Source organism: Stenotrophomonas sp. YJH_SMC_53, from assembly GCF_059369995.1.
The window spans coordinates 496,810-519,449 of sequence record NZ_JCAFTF010000002.1 but is presented as its reverse complement, the minus strand read 5'-3'; the positions used below and the strand labels follow the sequence as shown (position 1 = coordinate 519,449).

18 protein-coding genes are annotated in these 22,640 nt (G+C 67.5%); 9 read left to right on the top strand and 9 right to left on the bottom strand.

What is annotated here, in order from left to right; all coding sequences use genetic code 11:
- Window positions 1-86: 86 nt before the first annotated feature.
- Both AC5P7X_RS05190 and AC5P7X_RS05185 read left to right on the top strand, forming a co-directional pair.
- On the top strand, window positions 87-1,583 hold the full coding sequence (locus AC5P7X_RS05190; protein ID WP_329843370.1) for an aminotransferase class III-fold pyridoxal phosphate-dependent enzyme: 1,497 nt from the start codon (window positions 87-89) through the stop codon (window positions 1,581-1,583).
- Window positions 1,584-1,854: 271 nt separating this feature from the next.
- Window positions 1,855-2,448, top strand: a complete 594-nt coding sequence (locus AC5P7X_RS05185; RefSeq protein ID WP_005416197.1) for an LOG family protein — start codon at window positions 1,855-1,857, stop codon at window positions 2,446-2,448.
- A gap of 19 nt (window positions 2,449-2,467) precedes the next feature.
- Here AC5P7X_RS05185 and AC5P7X_RS05180 read toward each other — a convergent pair whose 3' ends face one another.
- Window positions 2,468-5,308, bottom strand: coding sequence for a bifunctional diguanylate cyclase/phosphodiesterase (locus AC5P7X_RS05180; RefSeq protein WP_053500869.1), 2,841 nt, complete (start codon window positions 5,306-5,308; stop codon window positions 2,468-2,470).
- 247 nt (window positions 5,309-5,555) lie between these two features.
- On the opposite strand from AC5P7X_RS05180, the gene AC5P7X_RS05175 reads away from it, so the two are divergent.
- The 5 genes from AC5P7X_RS05175 (at window position 5,556) to AC5P7X_RS05155 (ending at window position 9,739) form a co-directional block, all read left to right on the top strand.
- Window positions 5,556-6,074, top strand: a complete 519-nt coding sequence (locus AC5P7X_RS05175; RefSeq protein ID WP_229298559.1) for an RNA polymerase sigma factor — start codon at window positions 5,556-5,558, stop codon at window positions 6,072-6,074.
- Window positions 6,071-7,072, top strand: a complete 1,002-nt coding sequence (locus tag AC5P7X_RS05170; protein ID WP_329843372.1) for a hypothetical protein — start codon at window positions 6,071-6,073, stop codon at window positions 7,070-7,072. Before AC5P7X_RS05175 ends, AC5P7X_RS05170 begins: the two co-directional genes overlap by 4 nt.
- A 40-nt stretch (window positions 7,073-7,112) precedes the next feature.
- Window positions 7,113-7,709 carry an IMPACT family protein gene (locus tag AC5P7X_RS05165; RefSeq protein WP_005416193.1) on the top strand — a complete coding sequence of 199 codons (597 nt, stop codon included), beginning with the start codon at window positions 7,113-7,115 and terminating at the stop codon, window positions 7,707-7,709.
- On the top strand, window positions 7,702-9,474 hold the full coding sequence (locus tag AC5P7X_RS05160; RefSeq protein ID WP_171958239.1) for an ABC transporter transmembrane domain-containing protein: 1,773 nt from the start codon (window positions 7,702-7,704) through the stop codon (window positions 9,472-9,474). Before AC5P7X_RS05165 ends, AC5P7X_RS05160 begins: the two co-directional genes overlap by 8 nt.
- 70 nt (window positions 9,475-9,544) lie before the next feature.
- Complete coding sequence (locus tag AC5P7X_RS05155) at window positions 9,545-9,739, top strand: hypothetical protein (RefSeq protein ID WP_005416191.1); 195 nt, start codon at window positions 9,545-9,547, stop codon at window positions 9,737-9,739.
- Window positions 9,740-9,969: 230 nt separating this feature from the next.
- On the opposite strand, the gene AC5P7X_RS05150 is transcribed toward AC5P7X_RS05155, so the two are convergent.
- From AC5P7X_RS05150 to AC5P7X_RS05140, 3 genes are all read right to left on the bottom strand, one after another.
- Window positions 9,970-11,094 (bottom strand): prephenate dehydrogenase, encoded by a 1,125-nt coding sequence (locus AC5P7X_RS05150; protein ID WP_495214536.1) that lies wholly within the window; start codon window positions 11,092-11,094, stop codon window positions 9,970-9,972.
- On the bottom strand, window positions 11,091-11,999 hold the full coding sequence (gene pdxY, locus AC5P7X_RS05145) for a pyridoxal kinase (RefSeq protein ID WP_095377747.1): 909 nt from the start codon (window positions 11,997-11,999) through the stop codon (window positions 11,091-11,093). The genes AC5P7X_RS05150 and pdxY overlap by 4 nt, the downstream gene beginning before the upstream one ends.
- 556 nt (window positions 12,000-12,555) lie before the next feature.
- Entirely contained in the window at window positions 12,556-13,755 is a 1,200-nt protein-coding gene (locus AC5P7X_RS05140) for an MFS transporter (protein ID WP_495214535.1), read from the bottom strand.
- Between the two features lie 72 nt (window positions 13,756-13,827).
- Between AC5P7X_RS05140 and AC5P7X_RS05135 the strand changes: the two genes are divergently transcribed.
- A complete protein-coding gene (locus AC5P7X_RS05135) occupies window positions 13,828-14,625 on the top strand; it encodes an AraC family transcriptional regulator (RefSeq protein WP_049416914.1) in 798 nt (265 codons plus the stop codon).
- Between the two features lie 122 nt (window positions 14,626-14,747).
- Here the strand turns inward: AC5P7X_RS05135 and dnaJ are convergent, their stop codons facing one another.
- From dnaJ to hrcA, 4 genes are all read right to left on the bottom strand, one after another.
- On the bottom strand, window positions 14,748-15,872 hold the full coding sequence (dnaJ, locus tag AC5P7X_RS05130; protein ID WP_053500425.1) for a molecular chaperone DnaJ: 1,125 nt from the start codon (window positions 15,870-15,872) through the stop codon (window positions 14,748-14,750).
- Between the two features lie 154 nt (window positions 15,873-16,026).
- A complete protein-coding gene (gene dnaK / locus AC5P7X_RS05125) occupies window positions 16,027-17,949 on the bottom strand; it encodes a molecular chaperone DnaK (protein ID WP_005416183.1) in 1,923 nt (640 codons plus the stop codon).
- Window positions 17,950-18,129: 180 nt separating this feature from the next.
- Window positions 18,130-18,645 carry a nucleotide exchange factor GrpE gene (gene grpE, locus AC5P7X_RS05120; RefSeq protein WP_005416181.1) on the bottom strand — a complete coding sequence of 172 codons (516 nt, stop codon included), beginning with the start codon at window positions 18,643-18,645 and terminating at the stop codon, window positions 18,130-18,132.
- Between the two features lie 63 nt (window positions 18,646-18,708).
- Window positions 18,709-19,773 carry a heat-inducible transcriptional repressor HrcA gene (hrcA, locus tag AC5P7X_RS05115; RefSeq protein ID WP_005416180.1) on the bottom strand — a complete coding sequence of 355 codons (1,065 nt, stop codon included), beginning with the start codon at window positions 19,771-19,773 and terminating at the stop codon, window positions 18,709-18,711.
- 115 nt (window positions 19,774-19,888) lie between these two features.
- On the opposite strand from hrcA, the gene recN reads away from it, so the two are divergent.
- Window positions 19,889-21,550: a DNA repair protein RecN gene (gene recN, locus AC5P7X_RS05110; protein ID WP_065185193.1), complete on the top strand. Its 1,662-nt coding sequence runs from the start codon at window positions 19,889-19,891 to the stop codon at window positions 21,548-21,550.
- A 134-nt stretch (window positions 21,551-21,684) separates the two neighbouring features.
- On the opposite strand, the gene AC5P7X_RS05105 is transcribed toward recN, so the two are convergent.
- Window positions 21,685-22,602 (bottom strand): LysR family transcriptional regulator, encoded by a 918-nt coding sequence (locus tag AC5P7X_RS05105; RefSeq protein ID WP_197598885.1) that lies wholly within the window; start codon window positions 22,600-22,602, stop codon window positions 21,685-21,687.
- Window positions 22,603-22,640 lie beyond the last annotated feature (38 nt).

Sequence of the window (22,640 nt, the reverse complement as noted above, 5' to 3'; positions counted from 1 at the left end):
GCTGCACGAGCCTGCCCCAAGCGCGCGTGATGACGCGCGTTTTGCTTTTGATGGCCCGTGCGACCCATTGTTTCAGGAGATCTGCAATGAGCTTCATCGAACGCCTCGCCCCCCTGCGCAACCAGCCCGGCACCCGCCTCACCACCGGCCTGGACGATGCCACCCTGACCGCCCTGTCCGCCAACCACCCGCAGCTGATCGCCGCAGTGGACGCCGCCGCCGAGGAATTCGCGCGCGTGCAGGCCGACCTGGGGCCGCTGCTGGCGCAGGACGAACAGGCACAGATCGACGCGATGCAGGACGGATTCGTCAATTTCTATGCCGATGACGCGGTGACCCCGTACGTGGCGCTGGCCGCGCGCGGCCCATGGGTGGTCACCCTGAAGGGCGCCGTGCTGTACGACGCCGGCGGCTACGGCATGCTCGGCTTCGGGCACACCCCGGACGCCGTGCTGGAGGCCATGGCGCGCCCACAGGTGATGGCCAACATCATGACCCCCAGCCTGTCGCAGCAGCGCTTCATCACCGCCCTGCGCGCCGAGATCGGCCACCGCCGTGGCGGCTGCCCGTTCGCCCGTTTCATGTGCCTGAATTCCGGCTCCGAAGCCGTCGGCCTGGCCGCGCGCATCGCCGACGTCAACGCCAAGCTGCAGACCGATCCTGGCGCACGTCACGCCGGCGCTACGATCAAGCGCGTGGTGGTCAAGGGCAGCTTCCATGGCCGTACCGACCGCCCTGCCCTCTATTCGGATTCCAGCCGCAAGAGCTACATGCAGCACCTGGCCAGCTACCGTGGCGAGGACTCGGTGGTCACCGTGGCGCCTTACGACGAGGCCGGCCTGCGCAAGGTGTTCGAGGATGCTGCACGCAACCAATGGTTCATCGAAGCCGTATTCCTGGAGCCGGTGATGGGCGAAGGCGACCCGGGCCGTTCGGTGCCGCCGTCGTTCTATGCCGTTGCCCGTGAGCTGACCCGTGCGCATGGCAGCCTGCTGCTGCTCGACTCGATCCAGGCCGGCCTGCGCGCGCATGGCGTGCTGTCGGTGGTCGATTACCCGGGCTTTGAAGGCCTTGACCCGCCGGACATGGAGACCTATTCCAAGGCGCTCAACGCCGCGCAGTACCCGCTGTCGGTGCTGGCGGTGACCGAGCATGCTGCGCAGCTGTACCGCAAGGGCATCTACGGCAACACCATGACCAGCAACCCGCGCGCGCTGGACGTCGCCTGCGCCACCCTGGCGCAACTGACCCCACAGGTACGCGCCAACATCGCCGAGCGCGGTGCCGAGGCCGTGCGCAAGCTGGAACAGCTCAAGAGCGAGCTGGGCGGCCTGATCACCAAGGTGCAGGGCACCGGGCTGCTGTTCTCGTGCGAGCTGGCCCCGCAGTTCAAGTGTTATGGCGCCAACTCCACCGAGGAATGGCTGCGCCAGCACGGCATCAACGTGATTCACGGTGGTGAGAACTCGCTGCGCTTCACCCCGCACTTCGGCATGGACAGCCAGGAGCTGGACCTGCTGGTGGCCATGGTGGGCCGTGCCCTGCGTGAAGGCCCGCGCCGCGAGCAGGCCGCGGCGGCGTAAGCCATCGCTTACGTAGAGCCGAGCCCATGCTCGGCTGGCCTTTGCCGTGATCTGGACGAAGGGCAGCCGAGCCCGGAACCATCCCCCCGGAACGGAGGGCTCCGCGCGCATTGCGATGCGAGGTTTGCAATGGCACCGCCGGTTAAACGCGGCGCGGCTCGGCGCTACAGAAGGCCTGTCAAGGCCTCATAATCCACTGACACCCCGTCTCTGACCGCCCTGCGGTCGGCGACGGGGCGTTTTCGTTTCCGGCCAAGAGACAGGAAGATCCATGAAATCGATCTGTGTGTACTGTGGTTCCAACGCTGGCAGCAAGCCGGCCTATACCGAACGCGCCATTGCACTGGGCGATCGCATTGCCCGCGATGGCCTGCGCCTGGTGTATGGCGGCGGCAACGTTGGCCTGATGGGTACCGTGGCCAACGCCGTGCTCGCCGCTGGCGGCGAGGTGACCGGCGTGATCCCGCGCCAGCTGGCCGACTGGGAAGTGGCCCACCGTGGCCTGACCGAACTGGAGATCGTCGGCTCGATGCATGAGCGCAAGTCGCGCATGTTCGACCTCGCCGATGGCTTCGTTGCCCTGCCCGGTGGCTTCGGCACGATGGAAGAGATCTTCGAGATGCTGACCTGGCGCCAGCTTGGCATCGGCAACAAGCCGTGCGCGTTCCTCGATGTGGAAGGCTTCTACGCGCCGCTGATCGGCATGATCGACCGCATGGTGGAAGAGCGTTTCCTGCATCCGGACCAGCGCCAGGACCTCTGGTACGGCTCGGACATCGAGGAAATGCTGGTGTGGATGCAGAACTACCAGCCGGCCCAGGCCTCGAAGTGGATCGACGAGAAACGTCGCTCGGCTCTGCGCTGAAGCGAACCGTCGCGGTGGCTCACGCCAGCGTCCGTGCCCACGGTGCGGGACGGCCCAGCAGGTATCCCTGGCCATAGTCGCAACCGAGTTCGCGCAGTGTCTGCCGCTGCGCCTCGGTCTCGATGCCTTCGCCAATGGTTTCGATGCCCAGGGTGCGGGCCAGTGACAGCACGCCTTCGACCAGCGCGCGCGTGCTCTGCACTTCCGGCCCGTGCAGGCCGGCGATGAAACTCTGGTCGATCTTCAATGTACTGATCGGGAATCGGTGCAGGTAGGACAGCGCAGAGAAGCCGGTACCAAAGTCGTCCAGCTGCACCTGGATGCCACGCTCGCGCAGGCCCTGCAGGATGCGCAGCGTGTGCGGCGCATCGTCCAGCAGCGCCACCTCGGTAATCTCCAGCCGCAGCCGGCGCGGATCGGCGCCACACGCGTCGAGCAGGCCGAACAGGCGGTCGCTGAACTCGGCCGAGCGGAAATGGCGCGGCGAAACGTTCACCGAGACATAGCTCTGCCCACCTTCGGCCAGGCGCGCGATGACCTGCTCGTAGATCAGCCAGTCGACCTGTTCGATCAGGCCGCTTTCCTCTCCCAGCTCCAGGAACGCGCCGGGCAACAGCAGGCCACGACGCTCGTGCTGCCAGCGGAGCAATGCCTCATGTCCCACCACTTCGCCATCGGACAGGCGCACGATCGGCTGGAAGAACGGAACGAAATCACGGTTGTTGATCGCGCGGCGCAGATCGGCTTCCAGGTCGAGGCTGCGCATGGCCTGTTCACGCATGTCCTCGTCGAAGATCGCGCAGCGGTCATGGCCCTGCGCCTTGGCCCGGTACATCGCCGCGTCCGCATCACGCAGCAGCTCCTCGCCGGTACGGTAGCGCGGATTCCACAGCGCGATGCCCAGGCTGCCGGACGGAAACAGTTCGCGGCCGGCGATCCACATCGACTCCTGCAGTGCCAGCAGCAGGCGCTGGCCGAAATCCAGTGCCTGTGCCAGGCCCTGCGGGCATTGCAGCAGTACCGCGAATTCATCACCGCCCAGCCGTGCCACCACATCATCGGCACCGGCCATCGATACGATGCGCTTGGCCACCTCCACCAGCATGCGGTCACCCGCGGCGTGGCCGATGCTGTCGTTGACCAGCTTGAAGCGATCCAGGTCGAGGAACAGCACGGCGAACACCGGCCCACCCTCGCGCTTGGCCAGCGCCAGCGCATCCTGCAGGCGATCAAGCAGGTGCAGCCGGTTGGGCAGGCCGGTCAGCGCATCATGCATGGCCTGATGGGTCAGGCGTTGCTCGGCCCGCAGGCGCTCGCCGATCTGGCCGAGCAACTTCTCGTTGACCTCGGCCAGCTCACGCGTGCGTTCCTCCACGCGCTTTTCCAGTTCGGCATGCGCCAAACGCAGCCGTTGCTGGTCGCGCTGGCGCGCCAACCCGGTTCCGATGTTCTGCGCAACGAACGTCAACAGCCGCTGATCGTGCACGCTGAACGTACTGTTCTCGCTGTAACTCTGCACCACGATCGCACCGACCACCTCGTCATCGCGCAGCAGCGGCACGCCCAGCCAGCAATGCGAGCGCGCGCCGGATTCACGCACCTCGCCACTGGCCAGCAGCGCATCGATCTGGGCGCGTGAGGCCAGCAGGGGCCGCCGGTTGCGCACCACGTATTCGGTCAGGCCGCGACTGAACGGACGAGGTGCACGGCTGGCATTGTGCTCGTCCACCGAATAGACGAAGTCCAGGCCGTTGCCGCTTCCGTTCACCAGCGCGATATAGAAGTTGCGCGCATCGAGCAGGCGCCCGACCACGCCATGCACCTGCCCGTAGAACTGGGCCAGGCTGTCGGCCGACATCGCCATTTCGGCAATGTTGTACAGCGCGGTCTGCAGTTGCTCGGCGCGCCGGCGCTCCGCCACTTCATCCTGCAGGCTGTGGTTGGCGCGCTGCAGTTCCAGCGTACGCCGCTCCACCTGCTGCTCCAGCCGGACCTGCGCCTGGCGCCGATCCATCGCAGTCTGCACGTGCTGCGCGACAAAGCCCAGCAACGCCCGCTCGGCCTCGCCATAACGGGCCGCCAGCTCATAGCTCTGCACCACGATCGCGCCGCATACCCGGCCATCGCGCAGCATCGGCACACCCAGCCAGTCCAGGCTTTCGGGGCCACGCTGCGGGTCGTGCTCCTGCTCGACCACGCGCGCCAGCAGTTCGCGCGAGGGTCCGCTGAGCGGCTTGCCATGGCGCAGCAGCGCGACGGTCAAGCTGCGCGGCATCTCGGCGGCGTCATGGCTCTGCGTCGGGTCGGCGACGAAATCGTCGACCTGGTCGGCGAAGTACAGGAAGCGGATCTGGTCACGCACATCATCGTATTCAACGATGTAGCAGTTCTCGGCATACATCAGCGTGCCGAGCACGCCGTGCACGTGACGCAGCATCTCCGACATTTCCAGATCGGCGCCGGCCAGATCGGCGATCTGGAACAGCGCCTGCTGCAACCGTTCAGCTTCTTCCAGCGCCTTGATCTGCCCGGCCTGGCGGCCACGCTGCAGCGCCAGTTCCATGGCCTGACGGGCCAGCCCCCACCACGCCGCGGAAGGCACGGCGCCTTCCACCGACAACTGCAGGCGTGCACCGTCATGTTCCCAGCCATGGGAGCCCTCGCCGATGCCCGGCGCAGTGAACGCGCCTGCCGCCCCGTCGGCCGGCCACCCGCCCTGACCACGCCCGAGCTGCGGGTCGTCCCAGCCGACGCGGACCAAGGCCGTTTCCGGCAAAAGCGCATGCAACGCGCGCACCAGCGCCGTGCTCAGCACGGCCTCGTGTTGTGGCCCTTCCGCCGGTTCAGCATGCGTGGACAAATGACAATCTCTTGGCGCCGTCGATGCGTCGCCTCCCCTGAGCCGACGAGCATAGCGCGCCACCCGGGGGGCAATGGAAGCCCGTAAACCCCGAATCGTGCGCCCGTACGTTTTTCCTGCCGTCCGCAGCCTCTTCCGAGCCATGACCCTCGCCCTGCCCGCCCCTGCCACCGGCTATGCGCCATCGCCTGCAGGCCTTACCCTGTACGCCGTGGAAGCCAGCGCACTGCCAACCGATGAAGCCTTGATGCTGGCCTGGGCCGGCGGCGACCTGCACGCGTTCGAAAGCCTGTATGCGCGCCATCGCAAGCGACTGTTCGGTTTCCTGCTGCGCCAACTGCGCGACAACGCGCTGGCCGAGGAGATCTTCCAGGACGTCTGGCAGCGGGTGATCAGCGCCCGTGCCGGGTGGCAGCCCGAAGCAGCGTTCAGCACCTGGCTGTTCCGCATCGCCCACAACCGCCTGAACGACCATTGGCGCGCCGCCCGCCATCGCCCTGCCGCGCCGGCCGACGCCGATCTGCGCCTGGCCGCGATCGAGGACGGGCAGACCCCGGAAGCCGAGCTTTCCGAATTCGAACAACGTCGCCGCATCCAGCTGGCGATGGAGCAATTGCCGCCCGAGCAGCGCGAAGTGCTGCAACTGCGGCTGGATCAGGAACTGAGCCTGGAGGAGATCGGCCAGATCACCGGCGTAGGCCGGGAAACCGTGAAATCGCGGCTGCGCTATGCGATGGACAAGCTGCGTGCGGGATTGAACGCATGAACCGAGACGAACCGCTGACGCCGGAAGAACGCGAGCTGGCCCGGCTGCTCGGCCGTCGCGCCGAGCAGGCACCACCGGCCGCACTGGACGCCGCCATCCTGGCCGCGGCGCGTGCCGCGGTTGACGCTCCGGGTGCCGATGTTGCTGCCTCTCCCGAGGCGCCGCGCAAGCAGCGCACAGGCCCGCGTTGGCCAGCGGTGTTCGGCATCGCCGCTTCGATGGTGTTCGCCATCGGCATCGCCTGGCAGCTGCGTCCTGAACCGCCACCGGTTCCGGCGGGCGAGACTGCTGTTGCCGCAGCACCGGCTGCGGCAGAAGACGTCGCGGCTGCCGATCAGGCCGCTGGAAGTGGATCAGCCGACAGCGCAGTGGCGGTTGCGGAACCGGCCGCTGCTCCGGCAGCACCCGAGTCCGCCCCTGTTTCCGCTGCCCCGGCACCGGCCATCGCGCGTGCGCACAAGCCTGCGCCGGCCAAGACCGCTGAAGCGCCGGCCCAGGCTGCACGGTCCATGGCCGCAGATGCGGCCGCCGACACCTCCTTTGCGGCGCTCCCGCCCGCTCCGGCTGCAGCACCGCCAGCGCCACCTGCACCGGCCGCCTACTCGGCACCCGCACCGGCAGCCGCACCGGCATTCGCGCCAGCAGCGTCCGGGGCAATGAAAGCACGCACGGCCGCGGCACCGGCAACCAATGCCGCCGAGGCCGAGCGGACGCAGGCGCTGGATCGGGTGGAGATCACCTCGATGAAGCGTGAGGCGCCCAGCCGTTCCGCACCGGGCATCATGCGCCGCGGCAGCGACGCGGGCCTGAGCGCGGATGCCGCGCAGGCCGAGGTGGACGCCGACGCGCGACTGCCGCGCCGGCAGTGGCTGCAGAAAATCCGCGCGCGACGCGAGGACGGCCAGCGCGATCTGGCCCGCGCCAGCCTGGAGCGCTACGTGCAGCAGTATCCGGAAGCCCGCCTGCCGCGCGACCTGCGCCCGTTGCTGGACGACTGAAGCAGAACGTGACCTCCGGCGACCCCGTAGAATGACGGGAATGCTCGATACCCTCGCCCAGCCTGTCAGCCACACGCTGGAAGTCAAACACAGTCGTTTCATCGCCCATGCTGCGCCGATCGACAGCGCCGCAGCGGCCATGGCGATCCTGCAGCAGGTTGCAGCAGCCGACGCGACCCACAACTGCTGGGCCTACCGGTACGGCCAGGACTACCGCTCCAGCGATGATGGCGAGCCCGCTGGAACGGCCGGACGACCGATCCTGGCGGCAATCGATGGCCAGGGTTTCGACCGTGTGATGGTGGTGGTGACGCGCTGGTTCGGCGGCATCAAGCTGGGCGCCGGTGGACTGGTGCGCGCCTACGGTGGCGCTGCCGCCGAGTGCCTGCGCACCGCCCCCCGCCTGCCCCTGGTGGCGATGGCCCGGCTGCAGCTGCTGGCCGGCTTCGAGGACCTGGGCATCCTGCACGCCACCCTGCCCGCCTTCGGCGCCGGGAAACTCGATGAACAGTTCGATGCCAACGGCGTGTGCCTGCGGGCCGAATTGCCGGCCGATCAGGTCGATGCATTGAAAATCCGCCTGCGCGACGCCACCCGTGACCGTATCCGCATACAAGACGACAACCAGGATGACTGACAAGGACGACGCCCCTGCCTCGACCCCGCCGCTGCGCCGCCTTGGCAGCCTGCGGACGTTGTGGCCGTTCGTGCGCCGCCACAGCGGGTTGTTCACCGCCTGGCTGCTGGCCCTGGCGGTCTCTTCGGCCGCCACGCTGAGCCTGCCCCCCGCCGTGAAGCAGATGATCGACCACGGCTTCACCAGCGGTGGCCAGATCAACCGTGCCTTCGCCCTGCTGATGCTGGTGGCGGTGGTGCTGGCACTGGCGACGGCCGCACGGTTCTTCTTCGTGTCGCTGCTGGGCGAGAAGGTCGTCGCCGACCTGCGCAGCCGCCTGTATGCACACCTGATCCAGCTCGGCGCCGGTTTCCACGACCGCAGCCGCAGCGGCGAACTGGTCTCGCGCCTGACCGCCGACAGCGAACTGCTGCGCAGCGTGGTCGGCTCGACCATGTCGGTCGCCCTGCGCAGCAGCGTAACCGTGGTCGGCAGCCTGGCGATGCTGTTCGTCACCAGCCCGCGGCTGGCCGCGTGGTCACTGCTCGGCATCCCGCTGGCGGTGCTGCCGATCATCGTCGGCGCGCGCAAGCTGCGTACGGTTGCGCGCAGCAGCCAGGACCGCATCGCCGATGCCAACAGCCTGGCCAGCGAGACGCTGGGCGCCGTGCGCACGGTGCAGGCGCATGCGCGCGAGCCCTATGAGCGCGGGCGCTTTGACAAGGCGCTGGGCGATGCCATCGGTGCCGCACGCCGGCGCATCGGTGCGCAATCGCTGGTTACCGCCAGTGCCATCCTGTTGGTGTTTGGCGCCATCGTTGGCGTGCTGTGGCTGGGCGCGCACGATGTCATCGACGGCCGCCTCAGTGCCGGCACGCTGGGCCAGTTCGTGTTGTACGCGCTGATCGGCGGCGGCTCGGTGGGCGCCCTGGCCGAAGTGTGGAACGAGCTGCAGCGTGCGGCCGGTGGCATGGGCCGTATCGGCGAGCTGCTGCAGGAAGACATCGAGATCCGTGCGCCGGCGCAGCCGCACGCACTGCCGCAACCGCTACGCGGCGAAATCCAGTTCGACGACGTGGTGTTTCACTACCCGCAGCGCCCGGACCAGGCCGCGCTGGACCGCTTCAACCTGCATGTCCGCCCGGGTGAGACCGTGGCCCTGGTCGGCCCGTCGGGCGCAGGCAAGAGCACGGTGCTGTCGATGCTGCTGCGCTTCCACGATCCGGCCAGCGGCCGCATCTGCGTGGATGGCATCGACGTGCGCCAGGTCGATCCGGCCGAGCTGCGCGCGCAGCTGGCACTGGTACCGCAGCAGCCGACGCTGTTCGCAGCCAGTGCACGCGACAACATCCGCTACGGCAGGCTGCAGGCCAGCGACGCCGAGGTCGAGGACGCCGCACGTGCAGCAGAGGCCGATGGCTTCCTGCGGGCATTGCCACAAGGCTACGACAGTGAACTGGGCGAGCGCGGCGCACGCCTGTCCGGTGGCCAGCAGCAGCGCGTGGCGATCGCCCGCGCGTTGCTGAAGGATGCGCCGATCCTGCTGCTCGATGAGGCCACCAGCGCACTGGATGCGCAGAGCGAGCATGGCGTGCAGCAGGCACTTGAGCGGCTGATGGCCGGTCGCACCACGCTGGTCATCGCCCACCGCCTGGCCACCGTGCTCAAGGCCGACCGCATCGTGGTGATGGACCAGGGCCGCATCGTCGCCGAAGGTACCCATGCGCAGCTGCTGGCCGAAGGCGGACTTTACGCTGAACTGGCACGACTGCAGTTCATCGATTGATGACGGCCGGCTAACATCGGCAAGACCAAGCTGGCCCCGCACCCGCAGCATCCGCTGAAGGAGGTACGCGATGTCGTTCCGTCAGTTCCCCGCCGTCGACAGTAATGGCGAAAGCCACATCATCATCGAATTCAAGCCCGAGGCGAACGGCAGCGGGCACCACTCCGAAGCCACGCCGCGCTATGAGCTGGATGACGGGCGCCAGCTGGTGCGCAATGGGCGTGAGTTCACCACCAGTGGTGGTGAACTGCGGTTGACGATTTGAGGTTCGCCGGGCACGGCCCGGCGCTACCGGATTTCGTATCGCCCCGCTCTGGTAGGTGTCGACCTTGGTCGACACGCTTTTTGCCAAGGGCGGTCGGGCATGGCTCGACGCTACAAAATGCGTGATCAATTTTTGACCAACCATCTTGACAGCCTTTGCTGCCAAGGCCTGAGCGAGGTTATCCACACGTTTGCTCAGGATCCATCCACACCGCCTGTGGATGAATGTGGTCAGCCGAGCACCCGCCCGATGCCGCTGGCGTCCACTTCCGCGGCCGCCCGGGTGATCGCTGCCGGATCACTGCCGGCGATGAACCCGATGCGGAAGTGCACTTCGCCACCAGGCGTACGTGAGGAATGGATCGAGGCCAGGCTGATGCGATGCTGCTCGAACACGTTCAGCAGCTCGCGCAGCGAGCCGGGCCGATCTTCCGGCAGGTGTACTGACAGCGCGTTGCGCTCGGTCAGGTCAGCCAGCAGATAGCCCACGCGTTCGAACGTGTAGTTGCCGTCCGCCAGCGCCTGCTCGCCGAAGGCAGTGCGATTGGCCGACAGCAGCTGCTCGCGGAATGCACCACGTGCACCGTCGTCACCCTGCACGACCTGCGCCTGCAATGCCTGCAGCTGGCCCACCAGCCGCTCCAGCATCGGCACCACGTACGGGTTGCCGAACTGGATGTCTTCGTAGATCGCCGGGTTGAGCGACAGGATGCGCGAAATGATCGCCGTATCCAGCTCGAACGATGCCGAACGGTACGGCATCATCGCAGCCAGATCGCCCAGCTGCGGCTGGTACTGGCGCAACACGCCGGCCTGGGCCAGATGGGTGGCATGCACCATCGCCTGCACCAGCGCCATCATCTGGTCGTGGTGCTGCGGCGTGGCCCGCACGCACTCGGCCTGCAGCGCGGCGCACAGCGTATCGACCCACGCCTGCCAAAGCTGCAGCCGCGCTTCGCAGACCACCATCACCCTGCCCTTCAGGGTCGGCGCCTTCGGCGGCGCGGTCATCGGGTGCAGGCCGACCACTTCGGCCCGCGACGCCAGCATCGCCTGCACCGGCGCCTCCTTTACCGAGGTCACATCCAGCCACAGCCTGCCCTGCTCGCGGCCCGCCGATTGCCGCACGTACTCGGCGATCAACGCCGGGGTGTGCCGGATCGGTGCCGAGAACACCAGCACATCGGCCTGCGCCAGCAGGTGTTCCGGCGTGTGCGAACCTGGGTCGGCCGGATCGTGGCCGATCACCTGCAACTGCAGGTGCTGCTGGAAGAAGCGGGTCAGCCAGCGCCCGTAGGCGCCAGCGCTGCCGATGATGCCGACCGTGCGCGGCGTGCGTGGGTCCAGGCCGCTCATGCCACGCGTTCGGCGCGGAAGCGCGTACCTTCGGCCAGCGCCGCCGGCGCGGCGGCGACCACGTCGAATTCCTCGAAGCCGTTGTCCAGGGTCGCCTCCAGCGCCGCATGGGTGCCGGCAATCGCACGCGAAATCGCCTGCTGCATCGATTCGCCGCGCAGCAGGAACGACACCACCAGCGACATCAGCACATCGCCGGTACCCGCCACGTCCACCGGCAGCAGCGGCGAAGTCCAGCGCCAGGTTTCCTCGCGGCCAACGGCCAGGGTCACCAGTTCACCTGGGGTGCCGCCCACGCTGTGCGCGATCACCCAATGCGGGCCGCGATCCAGCAGCGTGCGCGCGGCGGCGATGGCATCGGCCTCGGCCAGCGCCGGCATGCCGGTCAGGCGATTCAGTTCGAAAGCGTTCGGCGTCACCAGCCAGGCATGCGGCAACAGGCGCTCGGCGAAGATCGCTTCCAGCCCGGGTTCCACGTAGGGGCCGGTGTGCGTATCGCCAATCACCGGGTCCAGGCAATAGCGCAGCTGCGGGCAGGCCGGCAGGATCCCGTCCAGCCAGTCGGCGAAGGCGGCGCCGTTGGCGGTGCTGCCGAAGTAGCCGGAGACCAGCATCTTCGCCCGTTGTGGCAGGCCACGCTCGTGGCTGCCCAGCAGCAGGTCGGCGAACCAGTCAGCGGGCAGCACGCGGCCACGCGTGGTGTCGTAGAAAGGCGCATTGCTCAGCAGCACGGTCGGGATTTCCGCCACGCGCACGCCCAGCGCGCGCATCGGCGGTACGGCGGCGCTGTTGCCGGCGTGGCCGTAGACAAGTTGCGACTGGACCGAGATGACATCGATCGGCGAGGGGCCGTCGGGCCGCTGGCGGCGGCCGTGGACCAGGTGGTTATCAAGGGATTCGCTCATGGCCGCATTCTACGCCCGGTGGAGTGTTCGGCAGGGCTTGCAGCCCTGCACCTGCCGAAGCTGCAAGCAACGGCAACGGCAACGGCAAAAGCGAGCTATCCGTGGGGTGGCGGGGCGGTGTGGGTGGTCAGGACACGCCGTAAACCCTTCCATGGGGGCTCGATGGCGCCATCCATGGCGCCAACGGTCCTGCCCACCCACACCGCCCCGCCTTTGACAGATTCCGGATGTCTGTTGGTAGGTGTCGACCTTGGTCGACACATCTGTCAGACATCGAATGAATTCATCCACGCATGGCGTGGATCTACCGTGTCGACCAACGTCGACACCTACCAGAGCAGTACGCCGTTCCGGCAGATCACGGAAAACTGTCGAAGGCGGGGTGGGTCCGGTTGCAGGGGTGTCCGCGGCATGGATGCCGCGGCCAAGCCCCCATGGATGGGTTTACGGCGTCCCCTGCAACCGGACCCACCCCGCCAATCCACGGATAGCGCGCTTCGGCTGTTGCCGTTGCCTCTGCGGGTGCAGGGCTGCAAGCCCTGCAAACCAAACCCCCTCAGCGAGCAGCAGGCCGCGACGGCGGCAGCCATGCCGCCACGATGCCCAGTAGCGGCAGGAACGCGGTCAGCTGGTAGACGTACTCAATGCTGGTCTTGTCCGCCAGCAGGCCGAGCACGGCGGCACCCAGCCCGCCCATGCCAAACGCGAAACCGAAGAACAGGCCGGACACCATGCCGATGCGGTGCGGCATCATCTCCTGCGCATAGACCACGATCGCCGAGAACGCCGAAGACAGCACGAAGCCGATCAGCACCGCCAGCACCGTCGTCCACAACAGGTCGGCATGCGGCAGCATCAGCGCGAACGGCGCCACGCCGAGGATCGAGGTCCAGATGATCGGCTTGCGGCCGATCCGGTCACCCAACGGGCCGCCGAGGAAGCCGCCAGCGGCGGACGCCACCAGGAACGCGAACAGGTGCAGCTGCGCCTGCGCCACCGGAATGCCGAAATGGTGGATCAGGTAGAAGGTGAAGTAGCTGCCGATGCTGGCCATGTAGAAGTACTTGCTGAAGATCAGCACCAGCAGGATCGCCAGCACCTTGGCCACCGTGCGTGGTGGATGGCGCGGCGCCATCGAGGCGGTACTGGCCGGGCGCGGCGTGCCCAGATGCAACGCGTACCAGCGGCCAACATAGGTCAGCAATGCGATGCCGATCAGGGCCGCGCCTGCGAACCACGACGCGGCATGCTGGCCGTACGGCACGATCACTGCCGCCGCAATCAGCGGGCCCAACGCGGTACCGAAATTGCCCCCCACCTGGAACACCGACTGTGCGAAGCCATGACGGCCGCCCGAGGCGAGCCGCGCGATGCGCGAGGCCTCCGGATGGAAGATCGCCGAGCCGATGCCGACCATTGCCGCTGCCAGCAGCACCATCGCGTAGTTCGGCGCGAAGCCGAGCAGCAGCATGCCGCACAAGGTCGAGGCCATGCCGATCGGTAGCGAATACGGTGCCGGGCGGCGGTCGGTGGCTACACCGATCAACGGCTGGAAGATCGACGCAGTGAGCTGGTAGGTCAGCGTGATCAGGCCGATCTGGGTGAAGCTGAGATTGAAGCCGCCCTTGATCACCGGATAGATGGCCAGGATCAGCGACTGCATCATGTCGTTGACGACGTGCGAGGTGGAGATGGCGGCCAGCACGCCGGGAGCCGCCGGGCGTGAGGTCGTTGCGGGAGAAGCCAGGGTGGACATGGACGCAGTCAGGTTGGGGGCGAGCCACGCATGCTACGGTTGCCCCTCTCTCCCTTCTGCCGCGTTCAGGTCATGCCCTATCGCAAAAAGGACATTGCCAGTGACGTCGATCCGGCCGCGCCCTGGCGGGAGGTTCCACTGCATCGACCGGTCACCTATCGAGTCACCCAGTACCCGGTAGGTACCCACATCCCTGGTCACAAGCACCAGCGCCACCAGCTGGTCTACGCCATCTCCGGCCTGATGGTGGTGCGGTCGGAAGTCGGGCGCTGGGTGGTCCCATCAAACCGCGCGATCTGGATGCCGGCCGGCATGGTGCACGCGGTGGACTGCATCGCCGCCGTGCACATGCGCAGCCTGTACATCGATCCGTCGTTCGCCTTGCACCTGCCGGCCGAGCCGTTCGCGGTGCAGGTCTCGCCCCTGCTGCGCGAGCTGCTGCAGGCCGCCACGCTGGTCAAGGGCGAGCACATCGAGGACAGCCGCGATGGCCGCGTGGTCCGCCTGCTGCTGGACGAGCTGCACCGCATGGACGTACTGCCGTTGCACCTGCCTGCGCCAAGCGACCCGCGCCTGCAGCGGATCTGCCAGCACCTGCAGAAGCACCCCGGCGATGACGCCACGCTGCAGGACTGGGCACAGGCGCTGGAGGTGGACGTGAAAACCATCCAGCGGCGCTTCGCCACCGAGCTGGGCATGACCTTCGGGCAGTGGCGGCAGCAGGCACGGCTGCTGGCCGCGATGGAGCGGTTGGCGATCGGCGACAAGGTCATCGATGTCGCGCTGGCGACGGGCTACGACAGCCCCAGCGCGTTCACCAGCATGTTCAAGCGCCAGCTGGGGCAGACACCTGCGGCGTTTTTCCGGTAACGCCGTCCACGCATGGCGTGGATCCACCATCACGGCGCATGCCCGGCGGAAAGCATCGCGGATCGCAAACGAGAACGCCGGGCATGGCCCGGCGCTTCCGCTCAACGCTTCCGTTGAAAAACTCAGGACGTCATCCGGTCCCAGAAGCCCTTCACGCCGTCGATGAAAGTGGCCGATTTCGGCGAATGCTTGCGCGCTTCCTCGCCGACGAAGGTGGCTTCGAACTGTTCCAGCAGCTTGCGCTGCTCGTTGGTGAGGTTCACCGGCGTCTCCACCACCACGCGGCAGTACAGGTCGCCTTCGCTGCGGCTGCGCACCGAACGCACGCCCTTGCCGCGCAGGCGGAACAGCTTGCCGGTCTGGGTCTCGGCCGGGATACGGATCTCCGCTTCGCCGCCAAGGGTGGCCACGCGCACGGTGTCGCCCAGCGCCGCCTGCGAGATGCGGATCGGCACTTCGCAGTGCAGATCATCGCCATCGCGCTGGAAGATGGCATGCTCGCGCACGCGCACTTCCACGTACAGGTCGCCCGGCGGCGTGCCGGCCGGGCCGGCCTCGCCCTCGCCCTGCAGGCGGATGCGGTCGCCGGTGTCGACGCCGGCCGGCACCTTCACCGACAGCACCTTGTCTTCCTCGACACGGCCGTTGCCGTGGCAGGTCTTGCAGGGCTTGGCGATGATCTGGCCACGGCCGCCGCAGTTGTGGCAGGCCTGCTGCATGGCGAAGATGCCGCGCTGGATGCGCACCTGACCACGGCCATGGCACACGTTGCAGGTCTCGACCTTGCCGTCTTCGGAGCCACTGCCATCGCAGTCGCCGCATTCGGCCAGGGTCGGGATCTCGATCCGGCGCTCGACGCCGCGCACGGCCTCTTCCAGGTCCAGTTCCATCACGTAGCCGATGTCGGCGCCGCGACGGGCCTGGCGCGGACCACCGCCGCCACCGCCAAAAATGTTGCCGAAGATATCGCCGAAGATATCGTTCATGTCCGGGCCGCCCGGACCACCACCCCCCATGCCATGCTCGAACGCGGCGTGGCCGTGGCTGTCGTACATGCGGCGCTTGTTGCCGTCGGACAGCACTTCGTAGGCTTCCTTGCACTCCTTGAAGGAGGCTTCGGCCGCCGCATCACCCGGGTTGCGGTCCGGGTGGAACTTCATCGCGCAGCGACGGTAGGCCTTCTTCAGCTCTTCGTCGCTGGCGGTGCGGGCAACGCCCAGCACTTCGTAGTAATCGCGCTTGCTCATATCGTGAATCGGGTTCCGGAACGTCGGGATTCGTCAAAGCGGAAGAGCGGAACCAGGTCCGCTCTTGCGTCGGGCGCCCCGACACGCCGGTAGGCGGTCAGGACCCTGATGCGACAACGGGACGCTGGTGGCCAGCGTCCCGCGTCGGTCCGGATCAGGACTTCTTGTCGTCCTTGACTTCGGTGAACTCAGCGTCGACCACGTCGTCCTGCGCCTTGCCGGCATTGCCGGCGTCGGCACCCGGGGCACCGCCCTGGTCGGCCGAAGCAGCGGCGAACAGCGACTGGCCAGCTTCTTCCAGTGCCTTCGACTTGGCTTCGATCTGTGCCTTGTCGTCGCCCTTCATCGCGGTTTCCAGGTCAGCCAGCGCCGCCTCGACCTTGCCGATGACATCGCCGCCGACCTTGCTGCCGTGCTCGGTGATGGCGCTGCGGGTGCCGTGGATCAGGGCGTCGGCCTGGTTGCGGGCCTGCACCAGTTCCTGGAACTTCTTGTCTTCTTCGCGGTTGGCTTCCGCGTCGGCGACCATGCGCGCGATCTCCTCCTCGGACAGGCCCGAACCGGCCTTGATCTCGACCTTCTGTTCCTTGTTGGTCTTCTTGTCCTTGGCCGACACGTGCAGGATGCCGTTGGCGTCGATGTCGAAGGACACTTCCACCTGCGGCAGGCCGCGCGGGGCCGGCTCGATGCCGGACAGGTCGAACTTGGCCAGCGACTTGTTGAAGCGGGCCTGTTCGCGCTCACCCTGCAGCACGTGCACGGTCACGGCCGACTGGTTGTCCTCGGCGGTGGAGAACACCTGCGAGGCCTTGGTCGGGATGGTGGTGTTCTTCTCGATGATCTTGGTGAACACGCCACCCATGGTTTCGATACCCAGCGACAGCGGGGTCACGTCCAGCAGCAGCACGTCCTTGACGTCGCCGCCCAGCACGCCGCCCTGGATCGCCGCACCCAGTGCCACGGCTTCGTCCGGGTTGACGTCCTTGCGCGGTTCCTTGCCGAAGAACTCGGTCACCGCCTGCTGCACCTTCGGCATGCGGGTCTGGCCGCCGACCAGGATCACTTCGCTGATGTCGCTCGAACGCAGGCCGGCATCGTTCAGGGCGACGCGGCACGGCTCGATCGACTTCTTGATCAGGTCGTCCACCAGCGCTTCCAGCTTGGCACGGGTCAGCTTGATGTTCAGGTGCTTCGGACCCGAGGCGTCAGCAGTGACATACGGCAGGTTCACTTCGGTCTGCTGGGCGCTGGACAGCTCGATCTTGGCGCGCTCGGCAGCATCCTTCAGGCGCTGCAGGGCCAGCGGATCCTTGCGCAGGTCGATGCCCTGGTCCTTGTTGAATTCTTCAACCAGGTATTCGATGACGCGGTTGTCGAAGTCTTCGCCACCCAGGAAGGTGTCGCCGTTGGTGGCCAGCACTTCGAACTGCTTCTCGCCGTCGACATTGGCGATCTCGATCACCGAGACGTCGAAGGTGCCGCCGCCCAGGTCGTACACCACGATCTTGCGATCCTTGTTGTCGCCCTTGTCCAGGCCGTAGGCCAGCGCAGCCGCGGTCGGCTCGTTGATGATGCGCTTGACGTCCAGGCCGGCGATGCGCCCGGCGTCCTTGGTCGCCTGGCGCTGGCTGTCGTTGAAGTAGGCCGGCACGGTAATGACCGCTTCGGTGACCTTCTCACCGAGGAAGTCCTCGGCGGTCTTCTTCATCTTCTCCAGCACCTTGGCCGAGATTTCCTGCGGGGCCATCTTCTTGCCGTCGCTGGTGGCGACCCAGGCATCGCCATTGTCATGGGCCAGGATGCTGTACGGGACGTGGGCGATGTCCTTCTGCACCTCGCCATCGGTGAACTTGCGGCCGATCAGGCGCTTCACCGCATAGAAGGTGTTCTTCGGGTTGGTCACGGCCTGGCGCTTGGCCGAGGCACCGACCAGGACTTCGCCGTCCTTGGTGTAGGCGACGATCGACGGGGTGGTGCGATCGCCTTCCGAATTCTCGATGACGCGGGCCTTGCCGCCGTCCATGATCGCCACGCACGAGTTGGTGGTGCCGAGGTCGATACCAATGATCTTGCCCATGGGGGAGACTCCTGAGGATGCTTGTTGGGGTCAGTCCGGCCGTTCGGCCGGTGGATGAATACGATGTGGGGGAGGCCCGTGGAACATTCAAGCCACCTCCCGAACGCTGTGTTTCCGACGATCCGGCGCGTTCAGCGTCGGGTCGGGTGACGGGTCTGTCCGCCGCCCGGCCCTGCCGGATCAGTCGGCGGCCACCACCACCAGCGCCGGCCGCAGCAGACGCTCGTTAAGCAGGTAGCCCTTCTGGAACACGGTCACCACGCTGCCCGGGGCAGCGCCCGGGGTCGGCACTTGGCTGATGGCCTGGTGGTGTTCCGGGTTGAACGGCTGGCCGATCGGATCCAGCAGCGCCAGGCCGTTGTCGGCGGCGACCTTCAGCAGCTGCTTGTAGGTCAGCTCCAAGCCTTCGCGCAGCGGGTGCGGGTCGTCGCCGGCGGCCTTCAGGCCGGCATCCAGGCTGTCGAACACCGGCAGCAGCTCGCCCAGCAGCTTCTCGTTGGCGAACTTGCGGGCCTGCTCGATGTCACGGGCAACACGCTTGCGCTGGTTTTCCAGGTCGGCGCGCTCACGCAGCGCATCGGCCTTGACCTGCTCGACTTCGGCGCGCAGGCGCTCGACTTCGTCATTGACGCCGGCGGTGGCAGCCGCATCGGCGGCACTCTGCTGGGATTCGATATCTGGATGTTCGTGGTTCATGTCTGGGTCCCTGGCGGTCACTCTCCGCCTCCACCCACCCTAGTGTGGGCGGGATGCTGCGTTTCAAGCGTCGGATGTTCCCGGCGTGCGTCCGGCCGGTGAAAAGGCCGCGCCAAGCACATCGGCGGTGGCCTGGACCAGCGGGATCACCCGGTCGTAGGCCATCCGCTTGGGACCGATCACGCCCAGCACGCCCAGCACCTGGCCATTGGCGGTGTACGGGGCAGTGACCAGCGAGACGCCCTGCAGCGGCATCATTCCGGTCTCTTCGCCGATGAAGATGCGCACCCCCGGCGCCTGGATGGTCCGCTCCAGCAGCTGCAGGATCTCGCGCTTGCTGGAGAACAGCTCGAACAGTTCGCGCAGGCGCTCCAGGTCGGACAGGTCCTGCACGCCCATCAAGCGGGTCTGCCCGGCCACCAGCATGTCGTCGGCCGCCGGCTGCAGGGCCTGCTCGGCCAGTTCGATGCTGTGGGCCAGCAACTGCTCCAGTTCGGACCGGGCGTCGCGCAGCTCCAGCAGCAGTCGGGTACGGATCTCGGCCATCGGCAGGCCGGCGAAATGCGCATTGAGGTAGTTGGCGACCTGCTCCAGCTGGCCTGGCGCAAACTCCTGCCGGGTCTCGATCACCCGGTTCTGCACCTCGTTGTCGGCAAATACCAGGATCGCCAGCACCCGGCGCCCGTCCAGCGCCACGAAATCGATCTGGCGGAAGGCGAACTGCTCGCGCCGCGGTGCGCTGACCACGCCGACGAAGTGGCTCATCGCCGACAGCAGCTCCGAGGCGCTGCCGAGCAGGGCCTGGGTGCTGCCGCCACCGGCCAGTTCCTGGCGCAACCGGGCCAGCTCGCCCTCGCCCGGCGGCTGCATCTGCAGCAGGCTGTCGACGAACACCCGGTAGCCATGCGCGGTCGGGACGCGGCCGGCCGAGGTATGTGGCGAGGCCAGCAGGCCCAGATCCTCCAGGTCGCCCAGGATGTTGCGGATGGTGGCCGGGCTGACCTCCAGGCCGGCCACGCGCGCCAGCGTCTGCGAGCCGACCGGCTCGCCGTCCTGGATGTATCGCGCGATCAGCGTGCGCAGCAGGTGGCGCGCACGCGGGGCAAGCTGGTCGGGAGAACCGTGCATGGAATCAACCTGTGAGACACGGACACTAGATAATGGCGGCGCATCGCCTTGGCAAGTCATTGGACCTCCCGCGCCCGCGTGCTAGCGTTGCGCGGCTGCTGACACCCCCTTACCCATGCTCAGACATCTTTCGATCAAGGATTTCGCCGTCGTCCGCGCCACCGAACTGGAGTTCGGGCCAGGCATGACCGTGGTTTCAGGCGAGACTGGCGCCGGCAAGTCGCTGATGGTCGACGCACTGGGCTTCCTGTCCGGCCTGCGCGCCGACAGCGGCGTGGTCCGCCATGGCGCCGCACGCGCCGAGCTTTCCGCCGAGTTCGCACTGGAGCAGCTGCAGGCCGCCCGCCAGTGGCTGGCCGACAACGAGCTGGACGACGAGGACCAATGCCAGCTGCGCCGCGTGATCCGCGCCGACGGTGGCTCGCGGGCCTGGATCAATGGCCGCCCGGTGACGCTGGCACAGCTGGGCGACCTGGCCTCGCTGCTGGTGGAGATCCACGGCCAGCATGAACAACAGGCGCTGCTGGCGCGCCCGTCGCAGCTGGCCCTGCTGGATGCCTATGCCGGCAACGAGAACGAGCGCCGCCAGGTGCGCCACGCGGCCGCAGCCTGGCAGGCACTGGTCGATGAATCGCTGGCGTTGTCGCAACAGGGCGACGTCAGTGACCGGATCGGCTTCCTGGAGCACCAGCTGCGCGAACTGGACCGCGAGGACCTTGAACCGGAATCGATTGCCGCGCTTGGCGCCAGCCACCGTCGCCAGGCCCACGCCAGCGCCCTGCTGAGCGCCTGCCAGGCAGCCAGCAACCAGCTCAACGGCGATGACGGCAGCTCTGCGCTGGACCTGCTGCAGCAGGTGCGCCACGAGCTGTCGCGCCTGATCGAGCACGACCCGCGCCTGGGCGAAGTGGACGGCCTGATCGAGAACGCCTCGATCCAGCTGCACGAAGCCCTGTCGCTGCTTGATCGCGTGCACGACGATCTGGATGCCGACCCGGAACAGTTCGAGGAGAACGAGCGCCGCCTCGGCCGCCTGCACGACCTGGCCCGCAAGCACCGCGTGCCGATGGACGAACTGGGCGCGCAGCGCGAGCGCATGCATGCCGAAGTGGAGCAGCTGCGTGGCGCCGACGAGCGCCTGCAGCGCCTGGCCGGCGAGATCGACAAGGCCGCCGCCGCCTGGCGCGTACAGGCTGAAGTGCTGACCGCCAGCCGCCGCAGCGCTGCTGCCGAACTGTCGGCCACCACCACCGGCATCATCGCCGAGCTCGGCATGGGCGGCGGCCAGTTCCTGATCGAACTGGAGCCACAGGACAGCGGCAAGCCCGACCCGCAGGGTGCCGAGCGCGTCGAGTTCCTGGTGGCAGCCAACGCCGGCCAGCCGCCGCGCGCCCTGCGCAAGGTGGCCTCGGGCGGTGAACTGTCACGCATCTCGCTGGCCATTGAAGTGGCCGCACTGGACCTGGATGCAGTGCCGACCATGGTGTTTGACGAGGTCGACTCCGGCATCGGCGGCGCGGTGGCTGACATCGTCGGCCAGAAGCTGCGCGCGCTCGGCGAGAAGCGCCAGGTGCTGTGCGTGACCCACCTGCCGCAGGTCGCCTCCAAGGGCCACGCCCATTACCGGGTCAGCAAGGCCCCGGTGGAAGGCATGACCCAGAGCGCAGTGGAAAAGCTGGACAACAAGGCGCGCGAGGAAGAGCTGGCGCGCATGCTCGGCGGCGTGGAAGTGAGCAAGGAAGCGCGCGCCGCCGCCCGCAAGCTGCTGCAGGCCTGAGGCCTGTTCACGGTTATCCACGCATGGCGTGGATCTACAACCCACCCGCACGGTAGTGCCGGCCGCTGGCCGGCAACCCAACACCGGTGGACGATGATCGTGAGGTTGCCGGCCAGCGCCCGGCACTACCCGTATCACCCCAACGGCCGCGTCAGGTCGACGTTCTCCACCAGGAAATCGAGGAACGCGCGCACCCGCAGCGGCAGGTAACCGCCCTGCCCGAGGAACACCGCGTGCACCTCTTCCAGGTCACCGGGATTGGCCTCTTCCAGCACCGGCAGCAAGCGCCCGGCAGCAATGTCCTCCTGCACCTGGAATGCCGCCAGCCGCGCCATGCCCAGCCCGCCCAGCACCAGCTGGCGCAGCGCATCGCCGTTGCTGGCGCGGGCATTGCCACTGGGCAGCAGCATCCGCTCGCGCCCCTCCTGCAGCAGCGGCCACCCCTGCATCGCACGGGCATGGCCGATGTCCAGCCGGTTGTGCGACTGCAGCTCCTCGGCAGTGCGTGGCAGCCCGTGCCGCTGCGCGTAGGCCGGTGCAGCCACGATCATCATCCGCGTCGCGCCCAGCCGTCGCGCCACCAGACTGGAGCTCTTCAGCGGCCCGGCCCGCACTGCCACATCGGTGCGCTGCTCCAACAGGTCGATCACCTCGTCGTTGAGGGTCAGGTCCACGCCCACCTGCGGGTTACGCTCAAGAAACGCCGGCAGCAGCGGCAACAGGAAATGGCGGCCAAACGGCACGTTGGAGTTGACCCGTAGCCGCCCGCGCGGCTCGGCATGGGCGCTGGCACAACGCTCGGCCTCGTCCAGGTCGGCCAGCACGCGCAGGCCACGCTCGTAGAACGCGCAGCCTTCCGGGGTCAGCTGCAGCTGGCGGGTGGAGCGTTGCAGCAGGCGCGTGCCCAGCCGTTGCTCCAGCCGCGCCACCAGCTTGCTCACCGCCGACGGCGTCATGTCCAGCGTGCGGGCCGCAGCGGAAAAGCCACCGGTCTCGATCACCCGCACGAACACTTCCAGTTCGCCGGATCGGTTGATGTCGGGTCGCGCCATGGCGATGAATCCAGTTCACAGATGATTGTCCGTGCGCA